Genomic DNA, 20,530 nt, shown 5'->3' on the forward strand with positions numbered 1-20,530 from the left:
CATTCCGTTTGCAGGTGCAACTGCAATCAATACGACGGGATCTTTACGCGAACGACGTCTTGACTGACGCCGTTTATATAGGCGCCTGCCCTTGGGAATAAAGAACAACCGCTGCGCGAAGTTTGTCGGCACCAAAACAACTCATGCCGGCGAACTCTTTATGACTGACCGGCATGTATTGGCAGTCCATGGCCTGACGCTGTTGGCTGTGATCAATGTCGGGGTCGTGCAAGTAAACGAAATCGTCATCGCACCCCGTGACCAGCACCCAGTGCGGTGCCTTGGAACGGGTCAACCGATAGCTGCTGATCAGCACCAGCGCCAGACCGTGGTCCTGTTGCAGTTGCCAGAGATTGAGCGGCGCACTGCCCAGTTGACGAACTGCGCTTTCAGCCAGCTCGCGGCTGAATTCCTCATGCACCAGGCGCATGACTTCGCGCTTTTCTTCGCTGCGCACACCGGCGAGAAACAACGGCCCGCGCACCGACACCTGCAGGCCGACCTCGAATCCACGGCGCAACGCCGCCAGCGCCAGACCCTGGGGGCTGCAACCGCCATGGCCGGAGGTCATGAACACCGTGGTCGCCTCGCGCCAGATCTGCAGTTCCTCGTGACGTTGCATGGCGCGCGGCGGTTGCAGGGCTTTCATGGCCATCAGCAGGCACGCCGGACCGCAGCTGAAGTCCAGCGTTTGCGGGTAATAGGGCACGTGGCGAGTGACGCCGGTGGCGTGTTCGCGGATGCGTTTTTCGTAGCGCAATGCCGGGGCGTGGTCTTCGTAGTAGTCGTCGATGCGGTCGAACAGCCGATAGCCGTTGCGCTCGTAAAGACGAATCGCCGGGGCGTTGTCCGGCCGGACTTCGAGCCGCAAATAGGCACACTCACGCTCAAGGGCATGCTGTTCAGCCTGGGCCAACAGGTGCTGCCCGAGGCCCTGACCCCGGGCATCGTCGCTGATCGCCAGGGAATAAAGCCGGCCCAGAGAAGTGCCGCGATGAAACAGCACCAGCGCATAACCGGCCAGGCGTTGTTCTGGATGATCACCCAGCGCCACGATCAATCGCGCGTTGGCCCGCGTGACCATCCAGTGAAAGCTGCGCGCATTCAGGCGGTCGGATTCAAAGCACTGGTTTTCCAGCACCAGCAGTTCGTCCACATCGGCCGGCTGGGCGAGGCGATATATAAAGTTCATGTCAGGCACCGTAAAGAGTGAGTAACGAAACGGGACATTTCTACAAAGCCATGTTTTATAGAAAGGACTGTTTCCCGAAGGATCAACTCATGAATGCGGTGCCGGTGAAGACCGACGAAGTATCAGCACAACCTCAGCGTTCGGCAACTTTAAATGTCAATCCGCTGAAACCTGTTTCAACCCGAAGCCAACTGTTGATTGTGGTGGAGCGGCTCGAAGACTGGTCGTCTTACTTGCCCAGCGAACACTTGATCAGCGCCCAGGACTATCTTGAAAACCCGCCTCAGAACAATGCCGGTCAGCGGGTGCAGGTGATTAACCTGTGCCGCAGTTATCGCTACCTCGGCCACGGCTATTACTGCTCGCTGCTGGCCGAAGCCCGGGGTCACCACGTGATTCCATCGGTGAAAACCATCAGCGAGCTGACCCGCAAATCCCTCTACGGCCTGGCGCTGGATGACCTCGACAAGCGCCTCGAACACGCGCTGCGTGACCATCCGTACGACGAAACCGAAGGCTTCACCCTGAGCCTGTATTTCGGTCAGACCGATCTCGCGCCGTTGCAGGATATGGCCCGTCAGCTGTTCGAGGCGTTTCCGGCGCCGATCCTGCTGGTGGAGTTTCGCAAGCGCGACAACTGGCACATCGTCGGCATCAAGACCGGCGCCTTGACCCGCCTGCGCGATCATCAGCAGGACCAGTTCGCCCAGTCCCTGGACAGTTTCAGCCGCAAGATCTGGCGCCAGCCGCGGTCACGTCGTACCTATCGCTACGACCTGGCGATTCTGCACGACCCGCAGGAAGCGCTGCCGCCGTCCAATCCCAAGGCGCTGGACAACTTCATCCGCGTCGGCCAGCAACTGGGCGTGGACGTCGAGCTGATCGAGAAGAAGGACTACTCACGGCTGGCCGAATACGACGCGCTGCTGATCCGCGAGACCACCAGCGTCGACAACCACACCTACCGCTTCGCCAAGAAGGCCGAGAGCGAAGGGCTGGTGGTGATGGATGACCCGGCGTCAATCCTGCGCTGCACCAACAAGGTCTACCTGACCGACCTGCTCAAGAGCCACAAGCTGGGCATGCCGGCCACGGAAATCCTCTACAAGGAGCGACCGGATGATTTGGAGCACGTCGCGGCACGACTGGGCTTTCCGCTGGTGCTTAAAATCCCCGACGGCTGTTTTTCCAAGGGCGTGATCAAAGTGCAGGACGCGAAGCAGTTGCAGGATGCGGCGCGGGAGCTGTTCGAGCACTCGGTGCTGCTGCTGGCCCAGGAATACCTCTACACCGAGTACGACTGGCGCATTGGCGTGCTCAATCGCAAGCCAGTGTTCGCCTGTCAGTACTTCATGTCCAAGGGGCACTGGCAGATTTACAACCACAAGGCCATCGACGCGGAGATCAACGGCGAGTGCCGCACCCTGGCCGTTCATGATGCGCCGCGCGCCGTGGTGGAGCTGGCGGTGAAGACTGCCAACCTGATCGGCGATGGGCTGTATGGCGTCGACTTGAAGCAATCCGGCGACCGCGTGGTGGTGATCGAAGTCAACGACAACCCCAACCTCGACGCCGGCATCGAAGACGCCTGGCTGCAGGACGACTTGTACGCGCTGGTGCTGGAGGAGTTCATTCGCCGGCTCGACATCAAACGTCGCGGTCTGGCGGGTTAGGGCGGTGGTCAAGGGTCACCGCCTTGAGGCGGGCCGGTTACGGGAATGCGCCGAAGCCGATGCGAGTGTGCTGTGGTTCAGCGATCCGGACGCAGCGGAAAAGACCCTGCTGCTGGAGCGCTTCAATCTGGACGACCACGCCCTGGCCTCGGCGCTCGACCCCGACGAGGTGTCGCGCATCGAATTTCACCCGGACGCGCTGTTCATGATCTGGAAGCGCCCGGAAAACTACTCGGGCAAGGACACCTTTTCCTTCGACGTGTCGTCGTTCGGTGTGCTGCTCAGCCCCCATCATATGGTCCTGATCTGCGCCGACAACAAGCAGATCAGCGACCTGGGACTGCAGCGGCCCATGCACACGTTGCTCGACGTGCTGCTGGAGGTGCTGTTCCACAACATCCATCATTATCTGGGTCACCTCAAGGTGATCAAGATGATCGCACGGGAACTGCAACAGCAGTTCAATGCCTCGATGGACAGCCGCCACCTGGTGCAGATGTTCAACCTGAGCGAAAGCCTGGTCTATTACATCAACGCCATCGACAGCAACGGCTCGGTGCTGACGCGCCTGCGCAATCATGCGCACAAACATCAGTTTTCCGGCGACAGCCTGGCGCTGATCGAAGACATGATCATCGAGAACGAGCAGTGCCATAAACAGGCGAACATCTATTCCACGGTGTTCGCCAGCCTGATGGACGCGCGGGGCAATCTGGTCAACAACAACACCAATAACCTGCTGCGCAAGCTGACGTTGATCAACGTGGTGTTCTTGCCATTGAATCTGGTGGCGGGGATTGGCGGGATGTCGGAATTCAGCATGATGACCACGCCCGTCCCGTGGTGGCTCAGTTACCCGGCATTGCTGGTCGGGATGGCCGGGCTGGGCGTGGGGATGGTGGTGATACTCAAGCGCATGGCGCGGGCGAGTCAGTGATCAGTGGGAGCCCGGCGGGTTCCCACTGAACGTGGCGGGAGGTGTTATTCCGACGCCTGCAAACCTTTCTGCCTCAGCACCTGGTTCTTCTCCTTCTTGTACTGCAGGGCGACTTCCGGCGCCGGACCGCTTTTGCCGGTCTCCATCCACAAGCGCATGCGGCTGGCATCGGCGAAGTGGGTGTATTTGCCGAAGGCATCGAGAATCACCACCGACACAGGACGATTGGCCATGCTGGTCAACAGCACCAGGCAGTGGCCGGCCTGGTTGGTGAAGCCGGTCTTGGTCAGCTTGATGTCCCAGTTGGATTTACGCACCAGGTGGTCAGTGTTGCTGAAGCCGAGGATGTAATTCGGCTTGCGGAAGGTCACGGTTTTCTCAGGCGTGGTGCTCAGCTCGCGCAGCATCGGGTAATTTCGTGCGGCGAGGGCCAGCTTGGTCAGGTCCCGCGCGGTGGAAACGTTGTAGACCGACAGGCCGGTGGGCTCCATGTACACGGTGTGGTTCATGCCGAGCGCCTTGGCCTTGGCATTCATCGCCCGGATGAAGGCCGGGTAGCCGCCCGGGTAGCTGTGGGCCAGGCTCGCTGCGGCGCGGTTTTCCGACGACATCAGGGTGATCAGCATCATGTCGTGGCGGTTCAGCTCACTGCCCAGCTTGACCCGGGAGAACACGCCTTTCATTTCGGCGGTCTGGGAGATGTCGACCTTGATCATCTCGTCCATGGGCAGCTTGGCGTCGAGGGTCACCATCGCGGTCATCAGCTTGGTCACGGAGGCGATCGGCACGACGATGTCGGGGTTGCTCGCGTACAGCACCTGACCCGTCTGCAGGTCGGTAATCATGGCGCTGCCTGAAGCCAGATGCAGATTGGCCGGATCGCGATTGAAGGTCGGTGATTCTTTGGCCAGCGTGACGGTGGAAAGTGCGCAGCCTGTAAGTGCAAATAATAGGCCGATGACGGTTGGGCGAATTTTCAAGAGCAACGCTCACTTAATGATGGAAATAGCGTGGAACGTCGGACTTTCTTCAAGGACGACAACACGTTCGGCGCATTTTAGGAGCAAGTTTCTGAAGTTGTCGATGGCCTGGCGCGGGGTTTCGTTAATAAACCGCTGTTGTATAGCTCAGGTTCAGGTGGCGGATCCAAAAAGCCTGTATTTAAAAGGGTCGGATTGCTGTTTATGGCGCGCCAGACGGTCATGGCCGTGCATCAAAACCGGATTGGCTCGCAAAAAAAAGCCCGCGTCATTAAAGAGGCGGGCTAAAGGGGTGTGCGGAGCAACGCACGATTCGCAGGGATAAGGGAACAGGGCTTCAGCTGTTGAGCGGGGGGTGTTCAAGCTGCTGCGACAGCGCTTGCGCGGCCGGCAGTGAAGGCAAAGGGCCGCTGACGGGTTCGCCATCGTGCATCAAGTACCAGCACGCCAGCAGACCGCGCTCACGAAGCTGGGCGGGTACTGCGCTGCCGACAACCGACATGATTTGTACCTTGGTCATAGGGGCCTCCATCAATCTATGGCGCCACTGTACGGCGCGACAGGTTGATCCAGAAATCAACGCGCTCGATAGTCGTCATTGATGAGCGGGTAGGGGCGGTGATGGAACGGGTCTCTAAACCGCACTTGCGTCCGGTATAAAACGCCCGGACACAAAAACCCCGCCGGAGGGGCGGGGTCAGTGTTACGTGAGGCTGGGGCTGCTAACGCCACAGCCCTCGGGCCAGGAGCAAACCGCTGTTACCAGCGACCGCCACCGTGGTAGTAGCCCGGTGGTGGGCCGTAATAACGTGGCGGGCCGTAGTAACGCGGGGCGTAGACGACCGGGCGTTCAACGACATAAGCCGGCTGGTAGTAAACCGGCGGCGGTGGCGGTGGCGCGTAATAAACCGGCGCCGGGGCCGAGTAGTACACAGGAGCGGGCGACGCATAAACCGGACCGGACGCCACTGCCGCGCCGACGACACCGCCGACGACCGCGCCGATCACGGCTGCTCCACCCCAGCCCGGGCCGCCGCCATGGGCTTCAGCCTGGCCTGCCAGGGCGAGGGCGCCTAACAACAGGGCAACTTTGGGGATCTGACGAATCATGACTGTTCCTCGGTGTTCAGTCCCGTTGTCGCGAGCCTGCGTTACGCTCAGGCACTGCCACGGGATAACTTCTCAGACAACGGCTCAGGAAATATCTGCGAGGCCGTTGCGTAAATTTTGTGTAAGGTATTCGACAACTTTAATAACAACAGCTGTGCCCATTCCGGCGAAGCGTTGCAATTCTACGCCTTTCCCCAGGCGTCTTCTAATACCACTCGGGAGATTTCATGTTGGTCACTGCCAGTAAGGAAACGCGGTTGTGCATGTCACTGGCCGGACGTCCGGGCAACTTCGGCGTGCGCTTCCATAACCACCTCTATCAACAGTTGGGCTTGAACTTCTATTACAAGGCTTTCTCGCCGACCGACCTGTCCGCCGCCATCGCCGGCATGCGTTCATTGGGCATTCGCGGGTGCGGCGTGTCGATGCCTTTCAAAGAAGCGTCTCTTGAGCTGGTCGATGAACTGGACGCGTCCGCCGCCGCCATTCAATCCATCAACACCATCGTTAATACCGATGGCCGTTTGAAAGCGTACAACACCGATTACATTGCCATCGCCCAACTGGTGGACACCCATGAAGTGCCGCGCACGCGATTTGCGCTGCGTGGCAGTGGCGGCATGGCCAAGGCCGTCGCCTGCGCCCTGCGCGACGCCGGTTTCACCGACGGGCTGATCGTGGCGCGCAACGAGCAGGCGGGCAGGGCGCTCGCGCAGACGTGCGGCTTTGCGTGGCAAGCCGAACTGGGCAGTGAACGCCCGCCGCTGCTGGTGAACGTCACCCCGCTGGGTATGGCCGGTGATCAGGCCGAGGCGCTGGCTTTTGAGGTGTCCGCCCTCGAACACGCCGACACAGCATTTGACGTCGTCGCCACGCCGGCGCGCACGCCGTTCATCGTCGAGGCCGAGCGGCTCGGCAAACGCCTGATCACCGGCGACCAGGTCGCGGCAATCCAGGCCCTGGAGCAGTTCATTCTTTACACCGGTGTGACGCCAACCCAGGAGCAGTATCACGCAGCGGCGGCGTTCGCGCGGGGCTAGCGCGCTTACCCCTCCAGCAACGCCAGCCGTTCTTCCAGGGCGGCGATGCGGGCTTCGAGGGCCTCGACCCGCTCGGCCAGCGCCGAACTGCCCGGGCTGGCTGAACTGTTGCGCTCGGTCGGGTGTGCCCGGGCGGCGAGGATTGTCTCCCTGTCAGCCGGATCGCCCAGTGCGTGCAGGTAGCGGTCTTCGCGCTGGCCTGCCTGTTTCGGGATCAATACCGCCAGCCCACGGCCTATGAGCCGGTCAAGCTGATGCACCACCGCGTCGGCGTCTTCGAAGTCGTGCATGCGGTTGCTGCGGGTCAGCAGCTCGTTGACGGTTTGCGGGCCACGCAGCAACAGCAGGCCGGTGAGGATGAGTTGCGCCGGCACCAGCTCCAGCGTCTTGTCGACGCGCTGTTCCCAGCGGTCCGCCCGGCTGCCCATGACCAGGCGCGTCAGTTGCAGGCTTTCCAGCGCGCGCAGGCTTTGGCCGACCTGGCCGGGCGTCAGGTTCATCACCGGCTCGCGACTGGTCTTCTGGTTACAGGCCAGCACCAGGGCGTTGAGGGTCAAGGGGTAAGTCTCGGGATGGCTGGCCTGCTTCTCGATCAGACAGCCCAGAATGCGCACTTCGGTGCTGCTCAGCTGCATCGCATCCGAGGCTTCAACGGTGTTTTCGGAATCCAGCTCGTCAGACATGACCCATTCCCCAAGCGTTGAAAAGGCTATGAGGGTAGGGGCTGGATGAGGTAAAAGACAAGCCGCGTTCGCGTCCGCCTCCGTGCGACTCATTTCCCAGGAACTGCCATGACCCTTTCTCTTTACGCCGCTTCGATTCCTGTCTTCAAGCAAATGCTCACCGCCCTCGGTGCCGTGCTGGCCAAAGGCGAAGCCCACGCCACTGCAAAAAACATTCAGCCGGATGCCCTGCTGCAGGCGCGTCTGTTCCCTGACATGTTCCCACTGGTGCGTCAGGTGCAAATCGCCGTTGACTTCGCCAAGGGCGCCGGCGCACGACTGGCAGGCCTTGAGCCGCCGAAGTACGAAGACACCGAAACCACCTTTGCCGACCTGCAAGCGCTGCTGACCAAAGTGCTGGCGTTCCTCGACACGATCAAGGCCGAACAGGTCGATGGCAACGAAGCGCGCGAAATCGTGCTGCGCCCGGGCACCGAAAAAGAAAAGCGTCTGGACACCCAGACCTACCTGCTGCATTACTCGCTGCCGCAGTTCTTCTTCCACGTCACCACCGCTTATGACCTGCTGCGCCACAACGGCGTGGAAGTCGGCAAGCGCGACTACATGGGCGCTTACTGATCGGTCAGATTGCCTGACGCGATCACAGCCTGATTGAATCGCTGCCCGGCGCTAACCGGGCAGCGACACGTGTTTCGTCCGGCGTCTGCCAGCCAGACGCACGGCTCTGATACCCTCCGCATCCTGATTCACGCCACATCCGATCGACCGCTCCGCAAGGACTGGTCGTTTTGTCGTTCTGGAGATTTCATGTTCTTCCCCATCTACCTGCTGTCGGCCGCCGGCTTTACCGTGCTGACCACAGAGTTCGTCATCGTCGGTCTGCTGCCCGCGATCGCCCGCGACCTGGCCGTCACCATCCCCCAGGCCGGCTTGCTGGTCACGCTGTTCGCCTTTACGGTGGCCTGCTTCGGGCCGTTCCTGACCGCGTATTTCTCCCGCTTCGAGCGCAAGCGCCTGTTCATTTCGGTGCTGATCATGTTTGGCGTCTCAAACGTTGTTGCAGCGCTGGCCCCCAACATCTGGGTGATGGCCGCCGCGCGGCTGATCCCGGCCCTCGGGCTGCCGGTGTTCTGGGCCCTGGCCAGCGAAACCGCCGTGGACATCGTCGGACCGAAGCATGCCGGCCGCGCGATTGCCAAGATCGGCTTCGGCATCGTCTGCGCCACGGTGTTCGGCATCCCCGTCGGCACCTTGATCTCGGACGCCATCGGCTGGCGCAGCGCCTTCGCCGTCCTCGCGGTGATGGCGTTCGCCAAGGCGTTGCTGCTATTCATTTACCTGCCCCGCAGCGTGCACAAGGATCAGGCCTCCTTCCGCAGCCAGTTCCGGATTCTGCGCAGTCCTTTGATGCAAGGCCACGTGCTGCTGTCGGTGCTGGTTTTCAGCGGCATGTTCACCGCGTACACCTACCTGGCGGACATGCTCGAGCGACTCGCCGGGTTCAACGGCACCGTGGTCGGCTGGTGCCTGATGGGCTTCGGCGCGGTGGGCTTGCTGGGTAATTCCCTGGGCGGGCGCCTGGTGGACCGCCATCCGCTGATCGCCAGCCTGACCTTCTGCACTTTCATGATCGGCGGTATGGTCATGGTGGTGCCGAGCATGCACTCGCTGCCTGCGCTGGCCCTGGCGCTGGCCGTGTGGGGCGCGACCCAGGCGGCGCTGTTTCTGGTCAGCCATGTGCGGCTGATGAAAGCCGCGCCACAGGCCCCGGCCTTCGCCGCCTCGTTGAACATCGCGGGGGCCAATCTGGGCATCGGCATTGGCGCGATCATCGGCGGACGGGTGATCGATCACCTGGGCCTTGGCAGCCTGGGCTTCGCGGCGGCCGGCATCATCCTGCTGTCGATTCTGCTGGCCTTGCTGCTGATGACAGTCCGCCCAAACCCGGCGACCTGCGACGCCTAGTCCGGGAACAACTGGCGGCGTGCGCCTTCAGTGATCGCCACAATGCCGGGATGCTTGACCTTGCGCTCCACCGAGATCGCGTAGAACGACTCGGTCACGGCGTCGGTGTGACCGATCAGCTCGACGTCATATTGCTCGATCACCTCATCGGCGATCACGCTCGGCGCAATGAAAATCCCGCTGCCGGACTTGCCGAAGGCTTTCATCAGGGCGCTGTCGTCGAACTCGCCGACGATCTTCGGCTGGATATTCTGCTCGGCGAACCAGCGCATCAGCCGGCTGCGCACCACCGTTTGCTGGCCCGGAACCAGCAGCGGCGCGCCTTGCATGCCGTGGGGGAAGTGCTTGCCGTACAGGGCGGCGAGGGCGCGGGTGGCGAAAAAACTCACGCCGCATTCGCCGAGCTTCTGGCTATAGCCTTTAATGTCCAGATGAGAAGGCATGGGGCTGTCGGAAATGACCAGGTCCAGGCGCTGAATCGCGAGGTCCGCCAGCAGGCGTTCGAGCTGGTCTTCCCGGCAACTGATGCGCACGAGTTCGTTGAGCGCCATGCTCGGCGCGATGAGACGATAGACGATGGACTTGGGCACGACATCGGCGACGCCGACGCGAAAGAGGATTTGCTGCTCGTCGGGCTGGGCGCTCAGAACGGCTTCGAGTTCCCCACCCAGCTGGAACATCTGTTCGGCATAGGGCAGGGCAACGCGACCGGTTTCGGTCAGCTCCAGTTGACGGCCCACGCGATTGAACAGCTCGACGCCGTAGGTCTGCTCCAGCAGGCTGATCTGCCCGCTGATGGTCTGGGGCGTGAGGTTCAATTGCTCGCAGGCGCGGACAATACTGCCGGTCTTGGCCACGACCCAGAAATAGTGCAGCTGTCGGTAATTGAGCATGGGCGTCGTCACTTCGGAAAAACCGAAGTATACGCCTGAAAAATACGAATTTTGCTGAAGTGTTTCCGTCCCTAGAATGCTGCCCTATCCCCTGAACTGATCCTGGACACTCGCTATATGGAATATCTTCTGGAACTGGCTGCAAGCCCAACGGCATGGATCGCTCTGGCGACACTGGTCGTCATGGAAATCGTGCTCGGTATCGACAACCTCATTTTTATCTCGATTCTCACCAACAAGCTGCCGGTTCATCAGCGTACCAAGGCGCGCCGGATCGGTATCAGCATGGCGTTGATCCTGCGTCTGGGCCTGCTGACCACTGTGGCCTGGATTGTCCAGCTGACCGCGCCAGTGGTCGAAGTGTTCGGGCAGACCTTCTCCTGGAAGGACATGATCCTCATCGCCGGTGGCCTGTTCCTGGTCTGGAAGGCAACCACCGAGATCCACCACAGCGTCGACATAAAGAGCGAAGCCGAAAAAGCCGCTTCCAGCGCCGTCACGCTGGGCATGGCTGCCGCGATCGGTCAGATCCTGATGCTTGACCTGGTGTTTTCCATCGACAGTATCGTCACCGCCGTTGGCATGACCGAGCACTTGCCGATCATGGTGATCGCCGTGATCGCCGCCGTGGTTGTGATGCTGGTGGCGTCGGAGCCCCTCGCCAAGTTCATCAACGACAACCCGACCGTGGTCATGCTGGCGCTGGGCTTCCTGATCATGATCGGCATGACGCTGATCGCCGAAGGCTTCGGCGCCCACGTTCCGAAAGGCTACGTGTACACCGCGATGGCGTTCTCGGCCCTGATTGAAGTGCTGAACATGCTGGTTCGTCGGTCCCGCCAGCGCCGCCTGGACGCTGAGGCGCAGGGCCAGAAGTTCTGACGCCTGGACGGCTCCGCCTGGCTATCGAGGGCGGGGCCGTAAAAAGCAGGTCAATAAAAAACGGTCGGGAATGGATTGCCATTACCGACCGTTTTCGTTTGTCCTTTCCGCATTCACGTCGTCACATCGTCAGTGCGCCGTGACAGGACGGATTTTGCGTTGTGCACGCTCTACGGATTTCGCGGCTTCGGTTTCCCGATAATGCGGATGATGGCGACGCGAGATGCGCATCACCCCCCACAACATGGCAGCCGCAACGGCCAGCCAGGCAGCGATCAACATCACAATGGTCATTCCGAGGCTCATGGCTTCCTCCGGCTCTTCTCTTCGTCTCTTAGTTACCGACAGTCTAGTCTCGCTGTTGTTGCCAAAAATTGACCGGTGGTAGGAATTGCATGACCGATTCGTTCTATCCACTCGCGTTGACAGCGCTTCGGGCTATACCACAATCGGTGGCGGCTCTATCATCCGCGTTCCGGCCGGATCTCGGGATCCGTTGCCATCAGTCAAGTGAGTGAAGAACGTGCGGGCATTGACGCGATTGGATAGCGTTGCAAGTCGACGCAAATGGCTGGCGCTTGCCGCCGTGCTGGTCTTGGCAGGCTGCTCGAACGCCCACAACTGGAAGCCCGGCTACCCGCCGATGTACAAGGCACTGCCCGACCGAGTGGAAATCAACGCGGTGCCGTCGTTCCGGGGCAAGGATTACCAGAGCGGACCGTTCGCGCTGGCCAGCATGCTGACCGTGCATGGCGTCCAGACCACGCCGGGCCTGCTGGAAAAGCCGCTGAAACTGCCGGGCGCCGAAGACAAGCTCGACCGCAGCATGCTGAATCTGGCCCGCGAATACGGCTTTGTGGTGTATCCCGTCGACCATGGTCTCCCGGACCTGCTGGCCCAGGTGTCGGCGGGGTATCCAGTCATGGTGCGGTTTTCGGACGGCTCCCTGTTGTGGAAAGAGCAGCGCTACGGGGTGCTGGTCGGGTTCGATCAGAACAAGCGCACGGTGCTGATCTATACCGGGCCAGGGCGGGTGACGACGAGCTTCGATTCGTTTACCTCGGACTGGAACGACGCCGGCAACTGGGCCGTGCTGATCCAGAGCCCGCGTCAGGTGCCAGTGCCGGTCGACCGTGACCGCTGGCTGAAAGCCGCCAATGATCTGGCCCAGGCCGGGCAAGAACAGGCGGCGGGCGAGGCGGTCAAGGCGCTGAACAATCCGGCGGCCCGTTAACGGTTGGCCGTTCATCACCTCTGATTCAGAACCCCAGCTTGTCCCGCAGGCTGTAATACCAGGCACCCAATGCCGTCAGCGGCGTGCGCAAGAGTTGCCCGCCCGGGAACGGGTAGTGGGGCAGGCCGGCGAAGGCGTCGAATCGTTCCGCCTGGCCGCGCAGGGCTTCGGCCAGCACTTTGCCGGCCAGATGGGTGTAGGTCACGCCGTGGCCGCTGCATCCCTGGGAGTAATAGATGTTGTCCCCCAGCCGGCCCACCTGGGGCAACCGCGACAAGGTCAGCAGGAAGTTTCCGGTCCAGGCGTAATCGATCTTCACGTCCTTCAGTTGCGGAAAGGCTTTGAGCATCTTCGGCCGGATGATGGCTTCGATGTTGGCCGGATCGCGCGCGCCGTACACCACGCCGCCGCCGAAGATCAGACGCTTGTCGCCAGACAGCCGGTAGTAATCGAGCAGGTAGTTGCAGTCCTCGACGCAGTAATCCTGAGGCAGCAACGTGCTTGCCAGTTGCTCGCTCAGCGGCTCGGTGGTGATGACCTGTGTGCCGCAGGGCATCGACTTGGCGGCCAGTTCCGGGACCAGATTGCCCAGATAGGCATTGCCCGCGACGATGACGAACTTCGCCCGAACCTTGCCCTCGGCGGTGTGCACCACCGGGCTGGCGCCGCGATCGATGCGCGTTGCCGCCGACTGTTCGTAAATGACCCCGCCCAGTGACTCGACCGCCGCCGCTTCGCCCAGCGCCAGGTTCAGCGGGTGGATGTGACCGCCGCTCAGGTCGAGCATGCCGCCGATGTACTGGTCGCACGCCACCACTTCACGGATGCGACGCTGGTCCATCAGCTCCAGCTGCGTATGGCCGTAGCGTTCCCAGAGGCGTTTTTGTGATTCCAGATGGCCCATCTGCTTGGGCGTGATCGCCGCGAAGACACCGCCGTCTTTGAGGTCGCACTGGATCTGGTATTTGGCGATGCGGTCGCGGATGATCTGCGCGCCCTCGAAGGCCATGTGGCCGAGCAGTTGCGCTTCCTTCGGTCCGACAGACTTTTCGATGGTGTCGATATCACGGCTGTAACTGTTGACGATTTGCCCGCCATTACGCCCCGAGGCGCCGAAGCCGACCTTGGCGGCTTCCAGCACAGTGACGTTGAAGCCGTGTTCCAGGAGAAATAGCGCGCTCGAAAGGCCGGTGTAGCCTGCGCCGATGATGACCACGTCGGTTTCGACGTCCCCTTGCAGCCGTGGCCGCACCGGAACGGGGTTGGCGGAAGCGGCGTAGTAGGAATGTGGGTATGGCGTGTTCGTCATCCTGTAACCCCTGTTTTATATTTTTTACGAATGGGCGGATCGTACCTGAGATGAAATTGGGCGGCCAGCCACCGCCGCAGCTTTGCGGTGTTGACGAGACGCTGGCAAGGCAATAGCCATTGAGGCACAGGCGCACCCACTCGGACCTATTGGAGTGTGCCGGCGCAAATAGCTCGGACATTCATAGGCTTAGGGCTGAATCGAAGTTGACAGCGATGCGAATCTCGGTAGAATGCCGCCCCACAGCAGGCACGTAGCTCAGTTGGTTAGAGCACCACCTTGACATGGTGGGGGTCGTTGGTTCGAGTCCAATCGCGCCTACCAAACAAATCCGCTCTGCTGGGCGGTCGAGAGGGGAATCCGAAAGGGTTCCCTTTTTTGTTGCCTTGAGAAAACGTTCACAATCTATAGGCATCGTTCACACTCTGCAATGAGAACGGTGATACCTCCCTCAGATTCCGTTCACACCCTCGTTCACACTGCATTCACACAGGCGTTCACACGACATATTGTGAATAACCCTGCTTAACCTATTGATCTGTAAGGCTAGAACACTATCTTGTCTAGGTGGTGCTCATTGCTCGTGCCTCACAATGGCAGGCTTCTAACCAACTGAGCTACGTGCCTGACACTGTCTAGAACGCCTATGGCATTGACGCTAACAACCAAGCGTTGAGGGTGTGGATTTTAATGAACAGGTAGGCATTCTTTGCGCGTGGAGCGCGAGTTCGCGGGAGGGGGAGGCAGGGGGTTAGGGGTAAGCTCCTTATAATGCATTGCGCCTAGAAAATTTCTGGTAGAAATTCAGCGGTTGAGCAGTCAGTCTGTCCGCTATCGCCAAAGCCTCCTTCAAAAAGCTGATTGCTTCAGAGTAGTCCTCTACAGCCCCAACCGATCCCAAGGTACCGGACGCTTTCAAGTCTAGGATCAGAGATTCGATAAGGTTGTAAAAGCTAACAATTTGTAGGCACTTGGTTTTATCGATGATGCCTATATGTTGGAGGTTCGCTTTATAGATTTTGTTGTAGTCGTCTGACACTGCAACTTCAAACGTTGCTGTGGCGTTACTATTAGGATTGTCGTGATGTCTGTCAGTGCTCGCGATCTGATTGTTAATTTCCAATAGTTCGATGCGCGTTTTCTCCAGTTGTTCTAGGTAACCCCTTCTCCTAATCATGGCGGCCGCATTAGCTACTTCCGCAAGTATTGCCTTCTCTACAGCTAGTCGAGTGGATCGTCTTTTGATTAATGCGCCAACGCTTGTTGGGACAGAAGCAATTAACCCGCCTGCAATGGCTGAAAGAACTGGTATCCATGGATTTGGTATTGGAGTAAGTTCTTTAAGTTGTTTCAATATTAATATGTACTGCTGTAAGTCTTGGGGGTTGGGATTGTCCATGAGGTGCCTCGTTGGGTTGGCGAGCAGCCTACATGATAGCCGGTTCTGCGTAGAATGTCTTTCCGGTAAGAATACTGGTGGTTAATAAGCGGACGGCAGCTGCTGTGACTATACCCTTATTTTGCGAGTAAAATGTGGTGGTGACATACTCAGGGCAATACCACTTGACTGTTTAAATAAATAATTCTATTGCTTCTGCTCTACCAAGCGCAATCTAGTGAAGTCATCTTCCCATTCCTTGGCTACCTTAGCATCAATAGCTAAGTGACGCTCTACATCTGCCTTAGGAGGTCTACCTACAGGTCTGATAACGCCAGTGAGCTTAAGCATTTCCTTCACTGCTGATACGTTACCATTGATAAGTTCCTGTTTCAGTATCTCAACTGATTTATCAAACCAGTAGAGTCGGTGTTCTTCCTTCCATCCTTCTGATTCTGCATGAGCGTTTAGTAACGACAGGCTCACACCTAACTTCTTAGCTAAGTCAGAATGAGAGAACGCTTCAATGTATGCTTTCTTTTCATTGTTATTAATAATGTCCATGTTGTCTCTTTGATTAATTTAATTATAGTAGTGGGCTTCCAGCAGGGGTCACTGCGTGACAGCAGAAGCAAGAGCAACGCCACGTAGTGGCATACGCAATAAAGAAAGATCAATAGCAGGTTACTGGTATGTGCTCCGCTTCTGATTCTCTCTTTACATGCGTGCTCTTTGTCGGCTATGCCGACGTTGCTTTTGCTTTTATGTAGTCATCTATAGTTGGTGCTATATAGAATTGTGCAATTTCTCTTAAGGGGCTTTAAGGAGAAGTGCACAAAATAATGCTGACGTTGCACAGTTTAAGCAGCCCGCTTTAGCTTGGCTGTCCATCGTCTGATCTGGTGGTAAGGAACGTTAAGCGTCTCCGCTATGATCTTACGATCAGTGCCTTTCTCGATGAACATAGAGATAGCCTCAGCCTCAAGTAGCGCTTTAGCTTTCTTTTTCTCTGACTGTTCTTTCTCCCAAGGAGTCATGAGTAATTCAGTGTTGATAACAGCCAACCTTCCAAGTAAACCTTGTAGGTAATTCGCCATATCTATATTCTGTACGAACAGTAGAACTGGTTCCATGTTGTCTCTGTCTCTCAGAGAGGTACGAGCAATGGCCTGTAGTGTGCTCTCATAAAAGCGTTCAAACTCAATGGCCTTTCTAATGTCTGGTACTGGTACGCCTAGCATATCACTCAAGCTATGAAAGCTCAGTGCGTCATCAGGACTTACATTGCCATGTTGTAGGCAGATAGCGATGCGTCTATCTTGATAACCATTGATGCCTCTACTGTCAATCGGTAGCGTAGTTACATTACCTTTGAAGTTATACTTAACCCATTCGTGCATAAAGGCTAGGCTTTCTTTATCTCCAATCATCGCAGTGACACAGCGTAACCAGTCAGCTAGTTGTACTCCATCGTCCCAAGACTCAGCAGCCTTACCGTTCCTTTGCATCATGCTCTGGGTCTTAGAGTATTTGCCTGTAAGGAATGGGTGTAGCTCAACACGCTTACCATAGCCATCAAACTCAGGTGTGAATATAGATGGTTCAAACTGCCAGCCTTGGTAGGTGGCATGAATACCTAGTAAGGTGTCTCTTACATTGTTGGCGAGTATGTGAACACTATTAGCATATGAGAACGCCGGTAGGAAGTCTCTATAGCTTACGATACGTACTAGGCGCTTACCCTTGGCAGATAGGGCTTCTACCTCTACGCTGCATTTGGGTTCTGTCAGAGCCTTCAATACATCAATGGCAGTATTGCTCAGGGCGCTGCTGTCTTTAGATTTAATCATGCCTTCAATCAGCGAGGTATACTCAGGTTTGAGTGATGCCTTTTTGTTGGGGCTGATATCTAGATAGTTCGCAATACTCCCAAGGTAGCTACCACTGTCAAACAGATGAGCCTTACAGTCAGAGACGCTAGGCACCTCATCCACGACCAGCTCCCAACCATCAAGGAGTTTAGGGTTTACCCTACGTAGCGCTTCGTGCGTGACCATGATCAAGGGACAGGTGTTTTGTGCTAGCACCTTCTCTAGGTGGACAGTCACATGATCCACAGTGTCAGAGGTGATGACTACTGGCGAGATCCCAGTCCGTACACTGATGTCTAGGGCTAGCTCCTTGATAAGCGCGTTCGTGGGCATTGCATAAATAATCTTACTATCGAGGATGAGTTGAGGGATGGTCTCAATAAACTTGGTAGACTTACCACTACCTGGGAGTGCTTCCGCAATGTATAGAGTCTTATTAAGCATAAGGGATGGTCACCGCATCATCAATGTATTTCAGTTCTGTCCTAGACAAATAACCACAAGCTTGTAGAGACATACGATGCTTAAGGGACAGGGCGTAGATAGCTTTGTTATTACCCTTAGCTGCTATCATTTCCTTAGCTACGCCCCTCTTAACTCTAGTGGGGATGAGCCACAATTTTGAGTTGTTAATATTTGGGACGTTAATCCAGTCATCATCAGTGTTCATAACTTAACCTTTCCAAAAGGGATAGCTAAAGAGAGTTAAAGTGATTGCGCTAACAGCATGACTAGCACGCACCCTAAAGTGAGCAGCGCTAACAGAATAGTAAGAAGGGCTAGCGTGGATAGCACTAATCTTATGGCTGCTTTCAATCTTTGAGTTGAGGAAGGGTCTTGTTGACTTCCAGACTATCAATGATCTTATGTAGGGTGAGGGCGGTAGTAAAGGAACCTTGAAGAACGCTATCCTCTGGAACATTCAAACAAATGAATGCGCCCCGTTGTTGTTGCTGATAGCGGACGCCTTTGTAAGTCTTAGGGTCACCTACTAGCTTGAGATTCTTAGCGATAGCCCAACGCTCTGTAGCTTCAGAAGCCGCTTTACGTTGCTCTAGATACTGACGCTCACCATCAGAAATATAGTTTGAACCCATTAGTTGTTTTCCTTGATGTTAAAGTTCTTGTAAATATCGGCCTTGATAGCTCGCATTGCTTCCACTTGATTCTTTACAGTGGCATTAGCACCGTTAAGAATGCTTTTCTTCATGCCAGTAAAGTTACCAGTCTCGTCATAAGTGTTGTTGCTAGGCTTCTGCTGAAAGCTGTTAACGTTAGAGCGCTCAATAGCGTATTGGGCATCAATGCCTTCACGGATATAGCTATCGTTCTGGTATAGCTCGGCAATCGTCTCTTGTTTAAGCTTTTTCATCATGGCTACAGCGTCACTGGTGTTGTGTAACGCTCGTGTTGGCTTAGCGTTATCAGCCACAGTCCAGCCGTTTGCCTCTACCATCTGCTTAACTTGTTCAACAGAGCGACCGCTCTCTGATGCAATGGCGATTATATCGTTAGGGGTAATTGTTCTCATGATGCTTCCTTGGTTTAGTATGGGATGACTCGATATTGATAGGGTGAGGAATGGCTAGGGCCTGACTTACGACGTTCAACCATTCCTGTTTTGATTAGGTGCTTGATTACGAATTCAACTGATCTGCGGGGGAGGGCAGTAGCATGTGAGAACTCAGCGCCTGAGATAGTTGCCCAGCCATCTTCGTTAGCTCGATTGACCATCATCAGGTATACGAGTTTCCTAGAGAGGGTGTTTAAGAATTGATGTTGCAGAGAGACAATGTCTTCTAGCGTAATGTTCATTAATATGCCTATATGGGTTTGGTTTTTATGTGTTGCGTTTAGGTTCCTTACTTCTTACTTCCTCCCCCTATATCCCCCAGCTACGTTATTCACAATACATCAGACATAGTGTAGTTAGGTGCCATGAATCGGTGTATGGACTAGGCAGGGCTGCAGTATGTTAGGCTTGCAAGAATAGAGCTTGTATCGTGTAGCCTGTATCTTGACCCGTTTTATATTCGGGGGGTCTTGTAATATACTATAGTCATTACGTTGGGAAACGACTACAAAACAACTCGTATAATATTTTCTAAGGTTAATGCTGTGTTGGTCTGTACTCCATTACTCACTTAGCATAATGACTATGACGCTCTATAAGGCTGTATGGGAGGCGCCACATTGAGAAGGTGTGAGCTAGGGAAGACTGCATATTAACGCCTCCCAGCGAGCTTACAGGCGCTTAGTCAAGCAGATGTAATACATCCTTGGCATTGAGGTGTGAGTATCGGGCCACTGACCTAGTATCCCTATGTCCCGATACAATCATTATCTGAGCGTTGTTGAATCCTTTCTTAGCCACGTTAGTGATACGTGTGTGTCTTAACTGATGCAGCCTAACGCTAGGGTCTAAGTTCGTAGCAATGCGGGCTCGCCTGACCGCCTGTGAGACGCTATGGGGCGTTACAGTGAACAGGCGTCCCTTGGGTATACGATCAGCTACAGAGCGTCTCTGAGCCTCTTTGCAGAGTTCAATAGCACGTAGGGTAAGGGGAACTGAACGTGTTCCGTTCTTACCGTCAATGACATCGACAATGCGTTGCTCTAGGTGCAGGCAGTTAACTGTGAGCTTCAGTATCTCAGAACGTCTCATAGCGGTTTCATAGGCTAGCTCTGCAATGAGCGCCATGGTAGGTGATAGCTGATTGAGTATCAGGCGTAACTCTCCCTGACTCACCACCTTGTCACTAGACCTACCTGGCTTAGGAAGTGATATCTCATTCACAGGGTTAGGGATGTCGATTAGCAATCCACGCTTAGCGTATTTGAAGAACCGAGACAGGAACGCTAGCTGATGCCTACAGGTTGCAGGCTTAACGCTCTGTAAGCGCATCAGTTTGAAATCGTTTATCAGTTTGGGGGTGATGTCATGAATGGGTTGAGGGAAGGCGTTAGCCAGTTGCTCAACGATCTGAATGGCATGGTCATAGCTACCCTTGCCTTTGAGGTGGGCATCACAGTAGGTCATCCCCAGAGTGAAGATGGTGTGATGTTTGTGTTCCTTGATGACAGCTTCAAGCTTGTCAGCCCATGCCTGAGCTTCCACCTGAGTGGAGAATGTCTTTGACTGGGGAGGTTTCCCCTTGAGTCTTACCTGTGCGTTCCAGTTGCCTGAGGGAAGGGAGCGGATGTTAGCCATGGTGACGCCTCATGATGTGAATGGGCGTTCTCTCAAGGCCACAGCCCATATGGGCTAGGTCATCTGGTTCCTCTCCTTGACATGGTGGGGGTCGTTGGTTCGAGTCCAATCGCGCCTACCAAACAAATCCGCTCTGCTGGGCGGTGACAAAAAAGGGTGGCCCGAGAGGGTC

General features: G+C 56.6%; 22 protein-coding genes and 1 tRNA gene. 8 read left to right on the forward strand and 15 right to left on the reverse strand.

The window, feature by feature from the left end; all coding sequences use genetic code 11:
* Positions 1-73 precede the first annotated feature (73 nt).
* On the reverse strand, positions 74-1,192 hold the full coding sequence (locus M1E04_RS10155) for a GNAT family N-acetyltransferase/peptidase C39 family protein (protein WP_456292882.1): 1,119 nt from the start codon (positions 1,190-1,192) through the stop codon (positions 74-76).
* Positions 1,193-1,281: 89 nt separating this feature from the next.
* On the opposite strand from M1E04_RS10155, the gene M1E04_RS10160 reads away from it, so the two are divergent.
* Together M1E04_RS10160 and M1E04_RS10165 are read left to right on the forward strand one after the other, a co-directional pair.
* Positions 1,282-2,865, forward strand: a complete 1,584-nt coding sequence (locus tag M1E04_RS10160; protein WP_456292883.1) for a RimK family protein — start codon at positions 1,282-1,284, stop codon at positions 2,863-2,865.
* Positions 2,866-2,869: 4 nt separating this feature from the next.
* Positions 2,870-3,802, forward strand: coding sequence for a magnesium transporter CorA family protein (locus tag M1E04_RS10165; protein WP_456292884.1), 933 nt, complete (start codon positions 2,870-2,872; stop codon positions 3,800-3,802).
* Positions 3,803-3,846: 44 nt separating this feature from the next.
* Here the strand turns inward: M1E04_RS10165 and pbpG are convergent, their stop codons facing one another.
* The 3 genes from pbpG to M1E04_RS10180 all read right to left on the reverse strand — a co-directional run bounded on the left by pbpG (position 3,847) and on the right by M1E04_RS10180 (position 5,892).
* Positions 3,847-4,782, reverse strand: coding sequence for a D-alanyl-D-alanine endopeptidase (gene pbpG, locus M1E04_RS10170; protein WP_065988771.1), 936 nt, complete (start codon positions 4,780-4,782; stop codon positions 3,847-3,849).
* A gap of 337 nt (positions 4,783-5,119) precedes the next feature.
* Positions 5,120-5,302 carry a hypothetical protein gene (locus M1E04_RS10175; protein ID WP_065988772.1) on the reverse strand — a complete coding sequence of 61 codons (183 nt, stop codon included), beginning with the start codon at positions 5,300-5,302 and terminating at the stop codon, positions 5,120-5,122.
* Between the two features lie 239 nt (positions 5,303-5,541).
* On the reverse strand, positions 5,542-5,892 hold the full coding sequence (locus tag M1E04_RS10180) for a hypothetical protein (protein ID WP_065988773.1): 351 nt from the start codon (positions 5,890-5,892) through the stop codon (positions 5,542-5,544).
* Between the two features lie 227 nt (positions 5,893-6,119).
* Between M1E04_RS10180 and M1E04_RS10185 the strand changes: the two genes are divergently transcribed.
* Complete coding sequence (locus M1E04_RS10185) at positions 6,120-6,932, forward strand: shikimate 5-dehydrogenase (RefSeq protein ID WP_456292885.1); 813 nt, start codon at positions 6,120-6,122, stop codon at positions 6,930-6,932.
* Between the two features lie 5 nt (positions 6,933-6,937).
* Here M1E04_RS10185 and M1E04_RS10190 read toward each other — a convergent pair whose 3' ends face one another.
* Entirely contained in the window at positions 6,938-7,615 is a 678-nt protein-coding gene (locus M1E04_RS10190) for a YceH family protein (protein WP_456292886.1), read from the reverse strand.
* Positions 7,616-7,723: 108 nt separating this feature from the next.
* On the opposite strand from M1E04_RS10190, the gene M1E04_RS10195 reads away from it, so the two are divergent.
* Complete coding sequence (locus M1E04_RS10195) at positions 7,724-8,233, forward strand: DUF1993 domain-containing protein (protein WP_065988776.1); 510 nt, start codon at positions 7,724-7,726, stop codon at positions 8,231-8,233.
* Positions 8,234-8,422: 189 nt separating this feature from the next.
* Complete coding sequence (locus M1E04_RS10200; protein WP_192130262.1) at positions 8,423-9,580, forward strand: MFS transporter; 1,158 nt, start codon at positions 8,423-8,425, stop codon at positions 9,578-9,580.
* Here M1E04_RS10200 and nhaR read toward each other — a convergent pair.
* Positions 9,577-10,473 (reverse strand): transcriptional activator NhaR, encoded by an 897-nt coding sequence (gene nhaR, locus M1E04_RS10205; RefSeq protein WP_456292887.1) that lies wholly within the window; start codon positions 10,471-10,473, stop codon positions 9,577-9,579. The genes M1E04_RS10200 and nhaR overlap by 4 nt on opposite strands.
* 117 nt (positions 10,474-10,590) lie before the next feature.
* On the opposite strand from nhaR, the gene M1E04_RS10210 reads away from it, so the two are divergent.
* A complete protein-coding gene (locus M1E04_RS10210) occupies positions 10,591-11,355 on the forward strand; it encodes a TerC family protein (RefSeq protein WP_456292888.1) in 765 nt (254 codons plus the stop codon).
* 129 nt (positions 11,356-11,484) lie between these two features.
* On the opposite strand, the gene M1E04_RS10215 is transcribed toward M1E04_RS10210, so the two are convergent.
* On the reverse strand, positions 11,485-11,661 hold the full coding sequence (locus M1E04_RS10215; protein ID WP_167355791.1) for a hypothetical protein: 177 nt from the start codon (positions 11,659-11,661) through the stop codon (positions 11,485-11,487).
* 226 nt (positions 11,662-11,887) lie between these two features.
* Here M1E04_RS10215 and M1E04_RS10220 point away from each other — a divergent pair, with 226 nt between their 5' ends.
* On the forward strand, positions 11,888-12,589 hold the full coding sequence (locus M1E04_RS10220) for a peptidase C39 family protein (protein ID WP_456292889.1): 702 nt from the start codon (positions 11,888-11,890) through the stop codon (positions 12,587-12,589).
* A 25-nt stretch (positions 12,590-12,614) separates the two neighbouring features.
* On the opposite strand, the gene M1E04_RS10225 is transcribed toward M1E04_RS10220, so the two are convergent.
* Positions 12,615-13,898 (reverse strand): NAD(P)/FAD-dependent oxidoreductase, encoded by a 1,284-nt coding sequence (locus tag M1E04_RS10225; protein WP_192130265.1) that lies wholly within the window; start codon positions 13,896-13,898, stop codon positions 12,615-12,617.
* Between the two features lie 247 nt (positions 13,899-14,145).
* Between M1E04_RS10225 and M1E04_RS10230 the strand changes: the two genes are divergently transcribed.
* Positions 14,146-14,222: transfer RNA gene (locus M1E04_RS10230), tRNA-Val, on the forward strand.
* A gap of 442 nt (positions 14,223-14,664) precedes the next feature.
* Here the strand turns inward: M1E04_RS10230 and M1E04_RS10235 are convergent.
* The 7 genes from M1E04_RS10235 to M1E04_RS10265 form a co-directional block, all read right to left on the reverse strand.
* Positions 14,665-15,297: a hypothetical protein gene (locus tag M1E04_RS10235; RefSeq protein ID WP_456292890.1), complete on the reverse strand. Its 633-nt coding sequence runs from the start codon at positions 15,295-15,297 to the stop codon at positions 14,665-14,667.
* Positions 15,298-15,483: 186 nt separating this feature from the next.
* The gene (locus M1E04_RS10240; RefSeq protein ID WP_456292891.1) at positions 15,484-15,840 is read right to left on the reverse strand and encodes a hypothetical protein; all 357 of its coding nucleotides are present in this window, start codon (positions 15,838-15,840) and stop codon (positions 15,484-15,486) included.
* A gap of 296 nt (positions 15,841-16,136) precedes the next feature.
* Positions 16,137-17,270 carry a hypothetical protein gene (locus tag M1E04_RS10245; protein ID WP_456292892.1) on the reverse strand — a complete coding sequence of 378 codons (1,134 nt, stop codon included), beginning with the start codon at positions 17,268-17,270 and terminating at the stop codon, positions 16,137-16,139.
* A 313-nt stretch (positions 17,271-17,583) separates the two neighbouring features.
* Complete coding sequence (locus M1E04_RS10250; RefSeq protein ID WP_456292893.1) at positions 17,584-17,817, reverse strand: hypothetical protein; 234 nt, start codon at positions 17,815-17,817, stop codon at positions 17,584-17,586.
* 142 nt (positions 17,818-17,959) lie between these two features.
* Positions 17,960-18,244, reverse strand: a complete 285-nt coding sequence (locus M1E04_RS10255) for a hypothetical protein (protein ID WP_456292894.1) — start codon at positions 18,242-18,244, stop codon at positions 17,960-17,962.
* Entirely contained in the window at positions 18,244-18,678 is a 435-nt protein-coding gene (locus M1E04_RS10260; protein ID WP_456292895.1) for a hypothetical protein, read from the reverse strand. The genes M1E04_RS10255 and M1E04_RS10260 overlap by 1 nt, the downstream gene beginning before the upstream one ends.
* Positions 18,679-19,401: 723 nt before the next feature.
* Positions 19,402-20,358, reverse strand: a complete 957-nt coding sequence (locus tag M1E04_RS10265) for a tyrosine-type recombinase/integrase (protein ID WP_456292896.1) — start codon at positions 20,356-20,358, stop codon at positions 19,402-19,404.
* Positions 20,359-20,530: the final 172 nt, after the last annotated feature.

It is taken from the genome of Pseudomonas sp. AK106 (assembly GCF_053903055.1).

Coding starts and splice junctions, on each gene's coding strand:
- M1E04_RS10225 (WP_192130265.1), bottom strand. CDS start 13,898: ATGACGAACACGCCATACCCACATTCCTACTACGCCGCTTCCGCCAAC.
- M1E04_RS10235 (WP_456292890.1), bottom strand. CDS start 15,297: ATGGACAATCCCAACCCCCAAGACTTACAGCAGTACATATTAATATTG.
- M1E04_RS10200 (WP_192130262.1), top strand. CDS start 8,423: ATGTTCTTCCCCATCTACCTGCTGTCGGCCGCCGGCTTTACCGTGCTG.
- M1E04_RS10210 (WP_456292888.1), top strand. CDS start 10,591: ATGGAATATCTTCTGGAACTGGCTGCAAGCCCAACGGCATGGATCGCT.
- M1E04_RS10215 (WP_167355791.1), bottom strand. CDS start 11,661: ATGAGCCTCGGAATGACCATTGTGATGTTGATCGCTGCCTGGCTGGCC.
- M1E04_RS10195 (WP_065988776.1), top strand. CDS start 7,724: ATGACCCTTTCTCTTTACGCCGCTTCGATTCCTGTCTTCAAGCAAATG.
- M1E04_RS10180 (WP_065988773.1), bottom strand. CDS start 5,892: ATGATTCGTCAGATCCCCAAAGTTGCCCTGTTGTTAGGCGCCCTCGCC.
- M1E04_RS10155 (WP_456292882.1), bottom strand. CDS start 1,192: ATGAACTTTATATATCGCCTCGCCCAGCCGGCCGATGTGGACGAACTG.
- M1E04_RS10175 (WP_065988772.1), bottom strand. CDS start 5,302: ATGACCAAGGTACAAATCATGTCGGTTGTCGGCAGCGCAGTACCCGCC.
- M1E04_RS10265 (WP_456292896.1), bottom strand. CDS start 20,358: ATGGCTAACATCCGCTCCCTTCCCTCAGGCAACTGGAACGCACAGGTA.
- M1E04_RS10260 (WP_456292895.1), bottom strand. CDS start 18,678: ATGAGAACAATTACCCCTAACGATATAATCGCCATTGCATCAGAGAGC.
- M1E04_RS10160 (WP_456292883.1), top strand. CDS start 1,282: ATGAATGCGGTGCCGGTGAAGACCGACGAAGTATCAGCACAACCTCAG.
- M1E04_RS10255 (WP_456292894.1), bottom strand. CDS start 18,244: ATGGGTTCAAACTATATTTCTGATGGTGAGCGTCAGTATCTAGAGCAA.
- M1E04_RS10250 (WP_456292893.1), bottom strand. CDS start 17,817: ATGAACACTGATGATGACTGGATTAACGTCCCAAATATTAACAACTCA.
- M1E04_RS10190 (WP_456292886.1), bottom strand. CDS start 7,615: ATGTCTGACGAGCTGGATTCCGAAAACACCGTTGAAGCCTCGGATGCG.
- M1E04_RS10240 (WP_456292891.1), bottom strand. CDS start 15,840: ATGGACATTATTAATAACAATGAAAAGAAAGCATACATTGAAGCGTTC.
- M1E04_RS10185 (WP_456292885.1), top strand. CDS start 6,120: ATGTTGGTCACTGCCAGTAAGGAAACGCGGTTGTGCATGTCACTGGCC.
- nhaR (WP_456292887.1), bottom strand. CDS start 10,473: ATGCTCAATTACCGACAGCTGCACTATTTCTGGGTCGTGGCCAAGACC.